General features: G+C 63.9%; 15 protein-coding genes. 9 read left to right on the forward strand and 6 right to left on the reverse strand.

From position 1 onward, the window contains the following. Nucleotides 1-72: 72 nt before the first annotated feature. The 4 genes from ACNFHO_RS03000 to ACNFHO_RS03015 all read left to right on the forward strand — a co-directional run bounded on the left by ACNFHO_RS03000 (nt 73) and on the right by ACNFHO_RS03015 (nt 3,139). Nucleotides 73-1,107 carry an acyltransferase family protein gene (locus tag ACNFHO_RS03000; RefSeq protein ID WP_414155575.1) on the forward strand — a complete coding sequence of 345 codons (1,035 nt, stop codon included), beginning with the start codon at nt 73-75 and terminating at the stop codon, nt 1,105-1,107. A 58-nt stretch (nt 1,108-1,165) separates the two neighbouring features. After that, nucleotides 1,166-1,750 carry a Fe-S biogenesis protein NfuA gene (gene nfuA / locus ACNFHO_RS03005; protein ID WP_063545100.1) on the forward strand — a complete coding sequence of 195 codons (585 nt, stop codon included), beginning with the start codon at nt 1,166-1,168 and terminating at the stop codon, nt 1,748-1,750. 297 nt (nt 1,751-2,047) lie between these two features. Further along, nucleotides 2,048-2,656, forward strand: coding sequence for an SCO family protein (locus ACNFHO_RS03010; protein WP_063545099.1), 609 nt, complete (start codon nt 2,048-2,050; stop codon nt 2,654-2,656). After that, nucleotides 2,657-3,139 (forward strand): copper chaperone PCu(A)C, encoded by a 483-nt coding sequence (locus ACNFHO_RS03015; RefSeq protein ID WP_153773802.1) that lies wholly within the window; start codon nt 2,657-2,659, stop codon nt 3,137-3,139. It begins immediately after the preceding gene. A 51-nt stretch (nt 3,140-3,190) separates the two neighbouring features. Here the strand turns inward: ACNFHO_RS03015 and ACNFHO_RS03020 are convergent, their stop codons facing one another. The 4 genes from ACNFHO_RS03020 to ACNFHO_RS03035 all read right to left on the reverse strand — a co-directional run bounded on the left by ACNFHO_RS03020 (nt 3,191) and on the right by ACNFHO_RS03035 (nt 5,324). Then, nucleotides 3,191-3,418, reverse strand: a complete 228-nt coding sequence (locus ACNFHO_RS03020; RefSeq protein WP_054890833.1) for a hypothetical protein — start codon at nt 3,416-3,418, stop codon at nt 3,191-3,193. 63 nt (nt 3,419-3,481) lie between these two features. Further along, complete coding sequence (locus ACNFHO_RS03025) at nt 3,482-4,315, reverse strand: AraC family ligand binding domain-containing protein (protein ID WP_416765171.1); 834 nt, start codon at nt 4,313-4,315, stop codon at nt 3,482-3,484. Beyond that, on the reverse strand, nt 4,312-4,626 hold the full coding sequence (locus ACNFHO_RS03030) for an AzlD domain-containing protein (RefSeq protein WP_054890831.1): 315 nt from the start codon (nt 4,624-4,626) through the stop codon (nt 4,312-4,314). Before ACNFHO_RS03030 ends, ACNFHO_RS03025 begins: the two co-directional genes overlap by 4 nt. Next, a complete protein-coding gene (locus ACNFHO_RS03035) occupies nt 4,623-5,324 on the reverse strand; it encodes an AzlC family ABC transporter permease (RefSeq protein ID WP_416765173.1) in 702 nt (233 codons plus the stop codon). Before ACNFHO_RS03035 ends, ACNFHO_RS03030 begins: the two co-directional genes overlap by 4 nt. 151 nt (nt 5,325-5,475) lie before the next feature. Between ACNFHO_RS03035 and ACNFHO_RS03040 the strand changes: the two genes are divergently transcribed. Further along, complete coding sequence (locus tag ACNFHO_RS03040; protein WP_063545095.1) at nt 5,476-6,375, forward strand: hypothetical protein; 900 nt, start codon at nt 5,476-5,478, stop codon at nt 6,373-6,375. Between the two features lie 59 nt (nt 6,376-6,434). Here the strand turns inward: ACNFHO_RS03040 and ACNFHO_RS03045 are convergent, their stop codons facing one another. Then, complete coding sequence (locus tag ACNFHO_RS03045; protein WP_416765175.1) at nt 6,435-7,103, reverse strand: class I SAM-dependent methyltransferase; 669 nt, start codon at nt 7,101-7,103, stop codon at nt 6,435-6,437. Between the two features lie 114 nt (nt 7,104-7,217). On the opposite strand from ACNFHO_RS03045, the gene ACNFHO_RS03050 reads away from it, so the two are divergent. The 4 genes from ACNFHO_RS03050 (at nt 7,218) to ACNFHO_RS03065 (ending at nt 12,040) form a co-directional block, all read left to right on the forward strand. Continuing rightward, nucleotides 7,218-7,970 (forward strand): methyltransferase domain-containing protein, encoded by a 753-nt coding sequence (locus ACNFHO_RS03050; RefSeq protein WP_416765176.1) that lies wholly within the window; start codon nt 7,218-7,220, stop codon nt 7,968-7,970. An 88-nt stretch (nt 7,971-8,058) separates the two neighbouring features. Beyond that, the gene (ykgO, locus tag ACNFHO_RS03055; RefSeq protein ID WP_054890826.1) at nt 8,059-8,205 is read left to right on the forward strand and encodes a type B 50S ribosomal protein L36; all 147 of its coding nucleotides are present in this window, start codon (nt 8,059-8,061) and stop codon (nt 8,203-8,205) included. A gap of 103 nt (nt 8,206-8,308) precedes the next feature. Next, entirely contained in the window at nt 8,309-9,523 is a 1,215-nt protein-coding gene (locus ACNFHO_RS03060; RefSeq protein WP_416765179.1) for a YeeE/YedE family protein, read from the forward strand. Between the two features lie 291 nt (nt 9,524-9,814). Next, nucleotides 9,815-12,040, forward strand: coding sequence for a TonB-dependent siderophore receptor (locus ACNFHO_RS03065; RefSeq protein WP_416765180.1), 2,226 nt, complete (start codon nt 9,815-9,817; stop codon nt 12,038-12,040). Nucleotides 12,041-12,085: 45 nt separating this feature from the next. Here ACNFHO_RS03065 and ACNFHO_RS03070 read toward each other — a convergent pair whose 3' ends face one another. Then, the gene (locus ACNFHO_RS03070; protein WP_112898414.1) at nt 12,086-12,697 is read right to left on the reverse strand and encodes a LysE family translocator; all 612 of its coding nucleotides are present in this window, start codon (nt 12,695-12,697) and stop codon (nt 12,086-12,088) included. Between the last annotated feature and the right edge of the window lie 201 nt (nt 12,698-12,898).

Consider the following 12,898-nt stretch of genomic DNA (forward strand, 5'->3'; position numbering starts at 1 on the left):
GGCGGGTTCCGTGATTCGCGCGAGCAGTGCTCGCCGGTGGGCCTGAATGCACCAAGAACCGCAGGACAACCCATGCTGTATTCGCTTCAAGCGCTTCGGGCGTTCGCCGCCTGGGTGGTGGTCTGCCACCACTTCATGCAGATCTTCTTCGATTTCAATGCCAAAGGCCCCGTCGGCCGCCTGCTCGCCGAGCGCGGTGCGGTGGGGGTCGACATCTTCTTCGTCATCAGCGGCCTGGTGATCTACCTCTCGACCCGCGACAAGGAGATCGCCCCGCGCGAATTCCTGCTCAACCGCGCCTTGCGCATCGTCCCGGCGTACTGGTTCTACACCTTGCTCATGGCGCTGCTGTTGCTGGTGGCCAGCCGCTGGATGCCGCATCAGGTGTTCGAGTGGCAGCACCTGGTGCTGTCGCTGTTGTTCGTGCCAGCGGAAAACCCGGGTGGCTATGGGCTGTACCCCACCCTCAACGTGGGTTGGACGCTGAACTTCGAGATGTTCTTCTACCTGCTGTTCGGCCTGGCGTTCCTGGTACGCCAGCGTCATCACCTGGTGCTGGTCACCGCGGCGCTGCTGCTGGTCAGCGAGGTGCTGGGGCGCCTGGGTGTGCTCAGCCGCTTCTACAACAACGACATCATCTACGAGTTCCTGCTGGGCATCGGCCTGGGTGTGCTGTACCGGCGCGGGCTGATCCGCGAGGGGCTGTGGCTGCCGCTGGCGGTGCTGGCGGCGGCGGGGTACGCGCTGTACCAGCTCGACGCCTCGCAGCGCCTGCTGCACTGGGGCCTGCCGAGTGCGATGGTGGTGCTGGCCTTCATCGCGCTGGAGCCGTACTTTCGCGGCAACCGGGTGCTCAAGGCGCTGGGCGACTGTTCGTACTCGGTGTATCTCACCCACGTGCTGGTACTGTGGGGCGGCTGGTTCATCAGCCAGCGGCTGCGGCTCAATCCGTATCTGGTGTTCGCCTTCTGCGTACCGTCAATCGGACTAATGTCGTGGTTCAGCTACCAGTGGCTGGAGCGCGGCCTGTATCGGCGCCTCAAGGCCTGGTTCGGGGCGCGGGGGACACACCAGGCGCAGCCGGCATTATCCCGAGTCAATTACTAGGACTTTGTTCGAGGCCTGGCTTGGCGTACACTGGGCGGCAAGTCTGTGAGGAACTTCCATGAGCGCTATAACCATTACCGACGCCGCCCATGATTATCTGGCCGATCTGCTCTCGAAGCAGAACACGCCCGGGATCGGCATCCGCGTTTTCATCACCCAGCCGGGCACCCAGTACGCCGAGACCTGTATCGCCTACTGCAAGCCGGGCGAAGAAAAGCCTGACGACACCGCCGTGGGTCTGAAGAGCTTTACCGCCTACATCGACGCCGTCAGCGAGCCGTTTCTCGAAGACGCACTGGTCGACTACGCCACCGACCGCATGGGCGGGCAACTGACCATCAAAGCGCCGAACGCCAAGGTGCCGATGGTCAACGAAGACAGCCCGATCAACGAGCGCATCAACTACTACCTGCAGACCGAGATCAACCCCGGTCTTGCCAGCCACGGCGGCCAGGTGAGCCTGGTCGATGTGGTCGACGACGGCATCGCCGTGCTGCAGTTCGGTGGCGGTTGCCAGGGTTGCGGTCAGGCGGACGTCACCCTCAAGGACGGCATCGAGCGTACGCTGCTCGAGCGCATCCCGGAGCTCAAGGGTGTGCGTGACGTGACCGACCACACGCAAAAAGAGAACGCCTACTACTGATTGATTCAGGGGTGGCGCCGGTTGAACCGGTGATCGCGGGGCAAGCCCGCTCCCACAGATCGTTCTGTGCCGGAGCGGCTTGCCCCGCGACAGTTTCAACGCCCTTTGCACTGATCTCTAGCAACAAAGTGTTACTGTTTCAAGCCCTGCGACAACAGGCCGCAGCCCGTAAATCAAGGGCTGCGGGCCGATCTTCCGGGTGTCGGGTAGCTGGTCTCGGGGTGTCATGCCAGAATGCCCCGGTTTTTCGACCGGCCCTGCTCGAGGGCCGGCACCTTCCCTGTAAAGGATGGTTCCATGACTGATCTACTGACCCGGCGCGCGGTCGTCGCCGGGATGGGCGTACTGGGGCTTGGCCTGCTGGCGGGTTGCAACCCGGCCCGGGGCCTGGACTTCAAGTACGGCAAGAACATGAGCAACGAGATCCTTGGACGCAAGTTCAAGCTCAAGGATCCGCAGGGTAACGAGCGTACCCTGTCGAGCTTCTACGGCTCGATGCCGATGATCTTCTTCGGTTTCACCCAGTGCCCGGCGGTCTGCCCGACCACGCTGGCACGCGCCGCGCAGATCCGCAAACTGCTCAAGGGCCGTGACCGCGACCTGTTCCAGGTGGTGTTCATCACCCTGGACCCGGAGCGTGATACCCCTGAAGTGCTCGACGCCTACGTCAAGGCCTTCGATCCATCGTTCGTCGCCCTGACCGGCACCCCGGAAGAAATCGAGGAGGTGGCCAGGGAGTTCAAGGTGTTCTACGAAAAGGTCCCTGCCGGCGACACCTATACCATTTCCCACTCGTCCACCAGCTACGTCTACGATACGCGTGGCACCCTGCGCCTGAGCCTGGGCCATTCCCTGAATGCCCAGGAATGCGCCGAAGACCTGCGCACCCTGATGGAGATCTGCTGAATGTCGATGCAACCGATCAAGCGCGGCCTGGCCGCTCTCGCCCTGCTGGGCCTGGCCCTGCCGGCCCTGGCCGACACCACCGTAAGCGACGCCTGGGTGCGCGCCAGCGTGCCGCACCAGCAGTCCACCGGCGCCTTCATGACCCTGACCGCCAGCACCGACAGCAAGCTGGTGAACGTGGCTTCGCCGGTGGCCAAGACCGTGCAGGTGCACGAGATGACCATGAATGGCGATGTGATGGGCATGCGTGAAGTGAAGGGCGTGGAGCTGCCGGCCGGCAAGCCGGTGACCCTCGATCCCAACGGTTTGCACGTGATGTTGATGGGCCTGAACGAGCAGGTGAAGGAAGGGCAGCAGGTGCCACTGACCTTGACCATCGAAGATGCCAAGGGCCAGAAGCAGACACTCGAGGTGCAGGCGCCGGTCAAGCCGCTGACTGCCGAGATGGATGCCGGGCACGACCACATGCACATGAAGCACTGAGCACCGACAAGGGCCGCGCAAGCGGCCCTTGTACTTTCTGCTTGCTGTCGTTCAGCTACGGAATCGCGGCAGCGGCCGGTCGATGGTCAGCGAAGTCAGGGTTTTGCGAACCTGGGCTTCGTCGGCCTCCAGGGCCTTGAGGCTCGCGCGGATCTTGCCGGCCGAGGGCACATCGCCCTGCCGGTCGATCCAGTCGGCGATTTCCTTGCAGGCGCTGCTCAGGCAGGCCTGGCGCTGGTTCATCAGCGTGATGAGGGTGGTGAGCTCTCGTTCTGACATGGCAGGATCCTCCGTTCAGCCTTCTCAGTGTAGCAGCGGCTGGCGGTCTTGCCGGGCGACGGGTCAGTGGTTCAGGCAGGCGAGGCGGTAGGCGCCTGGCGTCACACCGAAGGCCTGTTTGAACTGCCGGCTGAGGTGGCTTTGGTCGGCGAAGCCCAGTGCAAAGGCCACTTCCGAAGCCGGGAAGCCACGGCGCAGGAACTCCCGGGCGCGGGCCAGGCGACGCTGCTTGAGCCAGGCATGGGGCGGCAGCCCGGTGGCCTGGCGAAACACCCGGGCAAAGTGGAAGGGTGACAGGTTGACCGCCGCGGCCAGTGCCTCCAGCGAAGGCGGGTCGGCCAGTTGGCTCTCCAGCAGTTCGCGGGCCCGTGCCACCGCCAGCGGTTCGTGGCCGGGGGCAGCAGGTTCGCTGCAGTGTCCATGACGTTGTACCAGCGCCAGAACCGCCTCGCGCCAGGCGGTTTGCTGCTCCAGCGCGCTCGCGCCGGCTTCCGACAGGCGATGCACACGGCTGAAGGCCGCCGCCAGGGTCGGGTCCTGCACCACGCTCTGCCTGAAGTGCGGCAAGCCGTGGCGGCCCAGCTCCAGCTCGTCCAGCACCCCGGTGACACGTTCGTGTTCCGGATAGAACGCACGGTAGCGCCAGCCCGCCTCGTGGGCCTTGGCGCCGGTGTGCAATTCGTCGGGGTTGATCAATACCACGCTGCCGACCGGCGCCAGGTGATCACTGCCACGGTGCCAGAAACACTGAGCGCCGGACTCGATCACGGTGAACACATAGCCTCCGTGCACATGCGGCGCAAAGCGCTGCTGTACGTAGCGGGCGTGCAGCATCTCGACATCGCCGAGGGCGGGTGCCTGCCACAGGTGGATCTGTTCGCGCAGGGGCGTGCTCATGTCAGCCAGCTGCGCAGGACAAAGAAGATCAGCATGCTCGCCAGCATGCTCAGCAATACGCTGCGGGTCAACAGCACCAGGGCGATGGCCACCAGCGAGCCGAGCAGGTACGGATTGAGCGGATCGAGGTTCAACTGATGCTCGGGCAGGAAGATGATCGGCCCGCAGATTGCCGTGAGCATTCCCGGCACGGCGAAACCGAGGAACTGGCGCACGTTGGACCCCAGGCGCAGGGGCAGGCGCGGCTCGAGAAAGACGTAGCGATTGAGGAACACCACCACACCCATGGCGACGATCAGCAGCCAGATCATGCGCGGCTCCCGGCGAATTTCTGACAGACAAAACCCGCAGCCATGCCCAGCAGGCCGGCGGCCACCAGCGCCGTTTCCCAGTGCCAATGGCTGAACAGCACCGAGCAGAACAGCGACACCGCCACGCACACCAGGGTCGGCACGCTGCGTACCAGCGGGGTGATCAACGCGACGAAGGTGGCGACGATCGAGAAGTCCAGGCCGAGCTGGTCCAGGTGCGGGATGTTCTGGCCGAGGATGATGCCGGCCAGTGTGAACAGGTTCCAGGCCACATAGAAGGTCAGGCCCACGCCCAATGCGTACCAACGGTTGAACTGTTGCTGGTCGTGGTGGCTGGTCAGGGCGAAGAGTTCGTCAGTAAGCAGAAAGCCCAGCCCCAGTCGCCAGCGGGTCGGCAGGCCGGACACCACAGGGCGCATCGACAGCCCATAGAGTAGGTGCTGCGACGTCAGCACCAGGGTGGTGAGCAGGATCGACAGCAGCCCAGCGCCGCTCTTGAGCATGCCGATCGCCACCAGTTGCGCAGCTCCAGCAAAAACGATCGCCGACAGCCCTTGGCCTTCCCAGGCGCTGAGGTTGGCTTCGATGGCCATGGAGCCGGCCAGCAGCCCCCAGGGCGCAACGGCGAGCGATAACGGCAGGATGGCGACGGTGCCTTGGGTGAAAGCATGGCGGGCGAGGGGCGGACTGCTGGACATGGCGGCTACGGACAGGGGCAGGGATGTTCAGCATGCCAGAGGAAAAAGCTGCCTGGCTTGAACGATCTTGCTGGTTTGCGGGTGCGATGCGCTTCACGACATTTTTTTCACATCCCCTTGCTAGGATCGCCGCCACAAGAAGGAGCGATCGATGATTCAAGTGTTGCGCAAGCGTGGTGTAAAGCTGACCTTGACGGCGACGGCAGGCGTGGTGGCCTGCGCCCTGGGCTTCTTCGCCTGGCAGACGTTCTATCCGGTGCAGGCCTCCGATGGCTGGCACGTGCAGGTGCTGCACCGTGACGTGGCCAAGGCCGCCTCGCTGCTGCCGCTGGCCGATGGCAGCCTGTTGGTCAGCCGTGAGCTGGACGATGGGCTGGGCAGCATTCTCAAGATCACCCCACAGGGCGAGCGGGTGGTAGTGGTCGATGGCCTGTCCAAGCCTGACGGCATGGTCGCGGTCGAGGGCGGCTGGGTGTTCAGCCAGGAGGGCGGACTGGCCCCGGTCAGCGTGTCTCGCGATGGCCAGATCACCGCCTTGTTCAACGGCGAAAGTGTGCAGGGCCTATGGAACGATGGCGATCACCTCTACGCCATCGAGGATCGCAAGGGCGATGGCCGCCTGATGCGCTACGACTGGCAGAGCGGCCAGGTGGAAGTGCTGCGCTCGGCGCTGACTGAAACCGAAGGCCTGACCCGCTGCAGCGGTGGTCAGTTGCTCTATACCGAAAAGGCTGCCGGCAAGATCCGCGCGCTGAACGAAGGGGGTGAAGACCCGGTGGTGGCCGAGGGGCTGCGCAATCCCACCTTCCTGTTCTGCGACCAGCGCGGGCTGTGGATCAGCGAAGACTCCACGCATCGCGCGCGCTTGCTGCGCATCGATGCCGATGGCAAGCGGCATACCGTGTTGTCCTTCCTCAAGGCGCCGCAGTCGATCGTGCCCGATGGCAAGGGTGGCTACCTGCTCGCCGAAGGCGGCCGCGATCGCGTCCTGCACCTGTCGCCGCCCGAGCAGGAACTGGATGCGCATGTGGCCAGCCTCGACGGCCAATAGCCCTGGCCCGTTGGGCGGGCAATGCGTTGTGGCAAGCCCTCCCAGGGCCGGCAAGCGTTTCACTTGGGTTGCGCGATCAGCAGCAGCGACTGCGGCACCGGGCTTTGGGGGTGTTGCGGCTCCTGTAGCGTGCACAGGTTGAAGCCTGCCATGTCCAGTGCGGCAAGCCAGCTGGACAGCGTGCGGAAATACCAGGGCATGGGCGCCCAGTTGCCCTCGAAGCCTGCGAAGGACTCGACCCGCCAGCCATCCTGGTAGTTGCCCGCGGCAGCACTCCACGGGTGCAGGGTCTGGATCAACAGTGCGCCGTCGTGTGCCAGCCTTGGCGCCAAGGCGCCGAGCAGCGGGATGATGTCCTGATGCAGCAGGGCGAAGTTGGCACAGATCAGCGAATAGTCCCGACCGATCTCCACCTCGGCGCCAATCAGTTGCGCGTAGCTGGCCAGGTGCACCTGCGCCGAGCCTGCAGCCTTGGCCGACTCGACCAAGGTCCTGTCGCCGTCTACACCCACCGCCTCGATTCCCCGGCTCTCCAGGGCGCGCAGCAGCCAGCCCTCGCCACAGCCGAGGTCGAGCACACGCTTCGGCTGGCGGCCGAGGATCGCCAGCAAGATCGCCTGGTCGGTGACCTGGCGGCGCGAGGCGATGCTGCCGCTGCGCACGGCCTCGATCCAGGCCTTGGCATTGTGCTGCCAGCTGTCCAGTAACCGGGTGGTGGGATTGGGCATTGATTGGCCTGCGTAGCGTGGGCGGTGAACAGCATTCTAGTGCAACCCTGCCACGATACTTGTGCATCGACCCATGCCGCCGCCACACTGGCCTCCCTGGACAAGGAGCAGCGCATGGCATTTTCGACGACGGATTTCACCACTCGATTGCTGATTGACGCGGGCATCGGCCCTGGCATGCGGGTGCTGGATGTCGGCTGTGGGACGGGCGATGTTAGCGTGCTGCTCGCCGAGTTGGTCGGGCGTGACGGGGCGGTGGTCGGGGTCGACCAGTCTCTGGCTGCGCTTGAGCTGGCGCGCCAGCGTTCGCCTGTTTCAGGCCATGCCCCGGTCGAGTTCGTCGCCTGTGACCTGCATCGCTTGCCTGAAGCCCTGGGGCTGTTCGATGCCATCGTCGGTCGGCGGGTGCTGATGTACCAGCCAGACGCCGTCCTGGCTGTGCGCAGGTTGTCCAGGCTGTTGCTGCCTGGCGGCGTGCTGGTGTTCCAGGAGCACGACAGCACCCTGACCCCGGCAAGCCTGGCGCCTTTTCCGCTGCATCGCCGTGCCCAGCAGTGGCTGCAGCGCATGCTCGCCCACGAAGGGGCGGACCTGCATATCGGCTTCAACCTGCATCGCATCCTCACCGAAGCCGGACTGCAGGTGCAGAGCCTGCGCGCCGAATGCCTGTTGCAGACCCCGGACAGTCCCTACGGGCTGGCAGCGATCATACGTGCGTGCCTGCCACGAATCCTCGAGCACGGCATCGCCACGGCGCGTCAGGTGGGGATCGAAACGCTACAGGCACGGCTGGATGCCGAGCGCATGCAGTCGCAGGGGATCTATATCGGCGACATGGCCTTCGGGGTGTGGGCGAACAAGCGTTGACGCAATAGGAGAGGGGGCTTGCCAATCGCTAATGATTCTCGTTAATGTAATGTTATTACGTTATCAAACGCCCTATCGGAGAATCACCATGCAAGTCTTGTCATCCCTCAAGCACGCCAAGCTGCGCCACCGCGACTGCCAGGTGGTCAAGCGCCGCGGCCGCCTTTATGTCATCTGCAAGTCGAATCCGCGCTTCAAGGCGCGCCAGGGTGGCGTGAAGAAGAAGCGCGGTTGAGCGGCAAGTCTGCTTTCAAGGATGTGAGCAAGACGGTTGCTCCCATCCGCGAATGTGCGGCGGTATACTCGCCGCCCGTTCGATTGTTAATCCGAGTATTTCAATGGGTTTTTCCGCTACCGTCACACCTGAGCCGCGTCGCCTTGGCGCGCCGCTGATTGCCCTGGCCCTGCTGCTGGCAGGCGCCTGGTTCCTCAACCTCAATGCCGGTTTCAAGCAGGTGCTGTTGCTGCTGGTCGGCGCGGCGCTGGGCCTGACCCTCTACCATGCCGCTTTTGGCTTTACCTCGGCCTGGCGGGTGTTCATCAATGAACGCCGTGGCGCAGGCTTGCGCGCGCAGATGGTCATGTTGGCGCTGGCGGTCCTGCTGTTCTTCCCGGCGCTGTCGGCGGGCAGTTTGTTCGGCAACCCGGTCACCGGTCTTGTGGCCCCAGCCGGGGTATCGGTGGTGTTCGGCGCGTTCATCTTCGGCATCGGCATGCAACTGGGCGGTGGTTGTGCCTCGGGCACGCTGTTCACTGTCGGTGGCGGCAATGCGCGGATGCTGGTGACGCTGCTGTTCTTCATCATCGGCTCGGTCACCGCGACCCACCATGCCGACTGGTGGTTCGCCTTGCCCTCGTTCCCGGCCACCTCGATCGTCCAGGCCTGGGGCATGGTGCCTGCGCTGGTGTCCAGCCTCGCACTGTTCGGGGTAATCGCCTGGGTCACCGTGGTGCTGGAGAAGCGTCGCCATGGCGCACTGGAAGCGCCCGTGAGCAGCGAGCACCAAGGCCTGCGTCGTTTCCTGCGCGGGCCGTGGCCGCTGGTGTGGGGCGCAATCGCGCTGGCACTGCTCAATTACGCCACCCTGGCGCTGGCCGGACGCCCTTGGGGCATCACCTCGGCCTTCGCCTTGTGGGGCGCCAAGACCTTGAGCGGGTTGGGCGTGGATGTGGGCAGCTGGGTGTTCTGGCAGGCGCCGGCCAACGCCAAAGCCTTGGCTGCACCGCTGTGGCAGGACATCACCACGGTAATGGACCTGGGGATCGTGCTAGGTGCCTTGCTCGCTGCCGGCCTGGCTGGACGCTTCGCGCCGAGCCTGAAGATCCCGGCGCGTTCGCTGGTCGCCGCGGTGATCGGTGGCCTGCTGCTGGGGTACGGTTCGCGCCTGGCCTATGGCTGCAACATCGGCGCCTATTTCAGCGGCATCGCCTCAGGCAGCGTGCATGGCTGGTTGTGGTTGGTGGCGGCTTATACCGGCAACCTGATCGGTGTGCGACTGCGGCCGCTGTTCTTCGCTGGCGAGCGACGCGCAGCGACCCTGACCGGTTGCTGAGGCGCGTTCAGGGCACTGCAGCGTAAGCGATAGGTGCCTGCCAAATGTTGAGAAACTACATGAGGTTTTTCTATAAATGACCTCATGTATGTTTCTTATGCTATTGATATACATGAGATTATTTCGCTGATAATTCCGATCTTGCCGCGGCTCTGAACCTTACAAGCTGATCCTCTGTTTTGGTTGTGATGACAACTCGATAATGATTCTCATACGAGATTCGTTATCATATGAATGCCGGTCAACCGGTATCCAGGACTTTCATCGAATCGAACAAGGAGAAAGGCAGCGATGTTCGCGCCCATCAGCCGTAGCATGACCCTGACCCTGGGTCTGTGCGCCACCGTCATCAGCCCGGCAGGGATGGCCGAAGAGCGCGAAAAGCGTTCCGAGGAAGGCGTACTGGAGCTCGGCTCCACCGAAATCCTCGCCCAGGGCCTGGGCAGCACCACCGAGCACACCGGCTCCTACACCACCGGCAGCATGAGCGCCGCCACGCGCCTGAACCTGTCGATCAAGGAAACCCCACAATCGGTCTCGGTGCTGACCCGCCAGCAGCTGGACGACTTCCAGCTCGACACCCTGTCCGAAGCGCTGAGCCACGTCACTGGCGTGACCGTCCAGCGCAACGACTCCGAGCGACCGACGTACTATGCGCGCGGCTACTCGATCAACAACTTCCAGATCGATGGAATGCTCAACACCTTCTCGGGGCTCAAGTCCGACTCCGACACCATCATCTACGACCGTATCGAGGTGGTGCGTGGCGCCACCGGCCTGACCACCGGCGCGGGTGATCCCTCCGGCACCATCGCCATGGTGCGCAAACGCCCGACCCATGAGCTGGCGGTGAAGACCGGCATCAGTGCCGGCAGTTTCGACAATTACTACAGCTACCTGGACGTTGGCGGCCCGTTGGGCTGGGACGGGCGCTTGCGTGGGCGCACGGTGCTGGCCTATCGCGACAACAAGTCGTACATGGACCACTACCAGACCCAACGTGAGGTGGCCTACGGCATTCTCGAGGCCGACCTTACCGACAGCACGGTGCTGGCGGTCGGCTACGACTACCAGAACAAGCATGTCCAGGGCTCCAGCTGGGGCACCGTGCCCTACTGGAACGCCGATGGCAGCAAGGCCAACCTGCCGCGCTCGACCAACCTGGCGGCGCCCTGGTCGTCCTGGCCGCTGAAGGACCAGACGGTGTTCGCCACCCTCGATCAGCAACTGGGCAATGATTGGCTGCTCAAGGCGGCCTACACCCACCGCCAGAGCGACAGCGACGGCAAGGTCTACTACGGCGGCAATGGCTTCCCCGAGGCCGACCGCAGTGGCATGAAAGCCTGGAGCAGTCATTTCTCCGGAGAGGAGCAGATGGATGCCGTGGACTTCAACCTTGCCGGCCCCTACCAGCTGCTGGGCCGTACCCACGACTTCATGATCGGCTACGGGGTCTCCGAGCGACGCGACAGCTCGCCGTACTACACCGGCCGCAACGATCCGCAGGGCTACGCGATCATCCCCGACTGGAAATACATGGGCGGGATTCCCAAGTTCTACGATCGCAAGACTGGCCTGGATGAATCGCGCTCGCGCATCGAGCAGAAGGCCGGCTACATTGCTACCCGGCTCAACCCCACCGATCGCCTGCACTTGGTCCTCGGCAGCCGCTACGGCAGTTGGAAGACCACCAGCAAGTCCTGGACATACGATGACAACCTGGCGGTCACCGACATCTCCCGCAGCGAGCAGACCCAGAACGACCAGTGGACGCCCTATGCCGGTGTGCTTTACGACCTCAACGAGCAGTTCACCGTCTATGTCAGCTACACCGACATCTTCAACCCGCAGACCAACAAGGGCATCAGCGACAAGTACCTGGACCCGGTCGTGGGCAAGGTCTACGAGCTGGGCCTGAAGGGCAGCCTGTTCGAGGATCGGGCCAACCTCAGCGCCGCGGTGTACCGCAGCAAGCAGGACAACGTTGCGGAGGTCGACGACTCGGTGCCGCCAGGCCCCAACGGCGAGCAGTACTACAAGTCCGGTGGCAAGGGGGCGGTGGTCGAGGGCTTCGAGGCCGAGTTGGCAGGCGAGGTGATGGCGGACTGGCAGATGAGCCTGGGCTACAGCTACACCCACGCGCTGCGTGGCGACAAGACGCGCAAGGACACGGCCCGACCGATGAATCTGGTGCGTTTCTCCAGCACCTACAAGGTGCTGCCAAAACTGACCGTGGGCGGCACCCTCGACTGGCAGAGCCACACCTTCGGTGTCGGCAACCGCCCGGTGGGGCGCAATGCATCGGGTGGCATCATCACCGTCAGGGACCGCATGAGCCAGCGGGCGTTCTCGGTGGTCGGGTTGATGGCCCGCTACCAGGTCGACGAACACCTGTCGGCCTCGGTGAACGTGAAGAACCTGTTCGACGAGCACTACTACAACAACCTGGGGTTCTACAACGGCGTCTATAACGGCGAACCGCGCACCCTGATGGTCAGCCTGGACTGGTCGTTGTAGCGTCTTGCCCCTGGCCTGCGATGTGCAAGCGCTTGCAGGCCAGGCTCAGCGCCCCAGCGGCAACGCCACCGCGATCATCGCGAACAGCGCGCCGCAGCAGCGGTTGAAACCCTTGCCGCCCTTGGCCAACCACGGCCTGATGCGACCGGCCAGGCGTGCCAGCAGGTATTCGACCAGGCATTCCACGCAGGCGAACGTCGCCGCCATCACGATGAACTGCAGGGCCAGGCCGCGTTGCGGGTCGATGAACTGTGGCAAAAAGGCGCCATAGAACAGCAGCACTTTCGGGTTGGACAGCGCTGACAGCAAACCCTGGCGGAACAAGCCGGCATTTCCCAGCCGGGTCTGGCCCTGGGCCAGGTCCAGGTGCAGGGGTGGGGCACGCCAGAGCTGGATGCCGAGCCACAGCAGATAGGCGCCGCCGACCCACTTGAGCACTTGCAGCACGGAACCCGACGTTTGCAGCAGTGCGCTCAGCCCGAACATCGCCAGGGCGATCAGGGCGCTGAAACCACACATGCCGCCGAGGATGGTGAACAGCGTTCGCCGCGCGCCGTAGCGGGCGCCATGAGTGAGGGCCAGCAAACTGTTCGGCCCCGGGGTCAGTGACAGGCCGATGCTTGCCAGCAGGTAGATGAGCCAGGTGTCGAGTGCCATGAGAACGCCTTGTAGGGGAAGGGGCGGCGGGCCCGCTGCGCGGAAGCGGCCCTGTGAGTGCGGAGTATAGGGCCGCTTGTCTTTATGCATGGGTATGAACTGACAGTTCAACTGTTGGCTTGCCAACACCCTGCGCACACTTTGCCCGCCATCGATCACCACGTATTTGGCAAATCCCAGCAAAATCAGGGGGTTGAAACC

Source organism: Pseudomonas sp. NY15374 (genome assembly GCF_048068255.1).
In the GTDB taxonomy this organism is placed as follows: Bacteria; Pseudomonadota; Gammaproteobacteria; order Pseudomonadales; family Pseudomonadaceae; genus Aquipseudomonas; species Aquipseudomonas machongensis.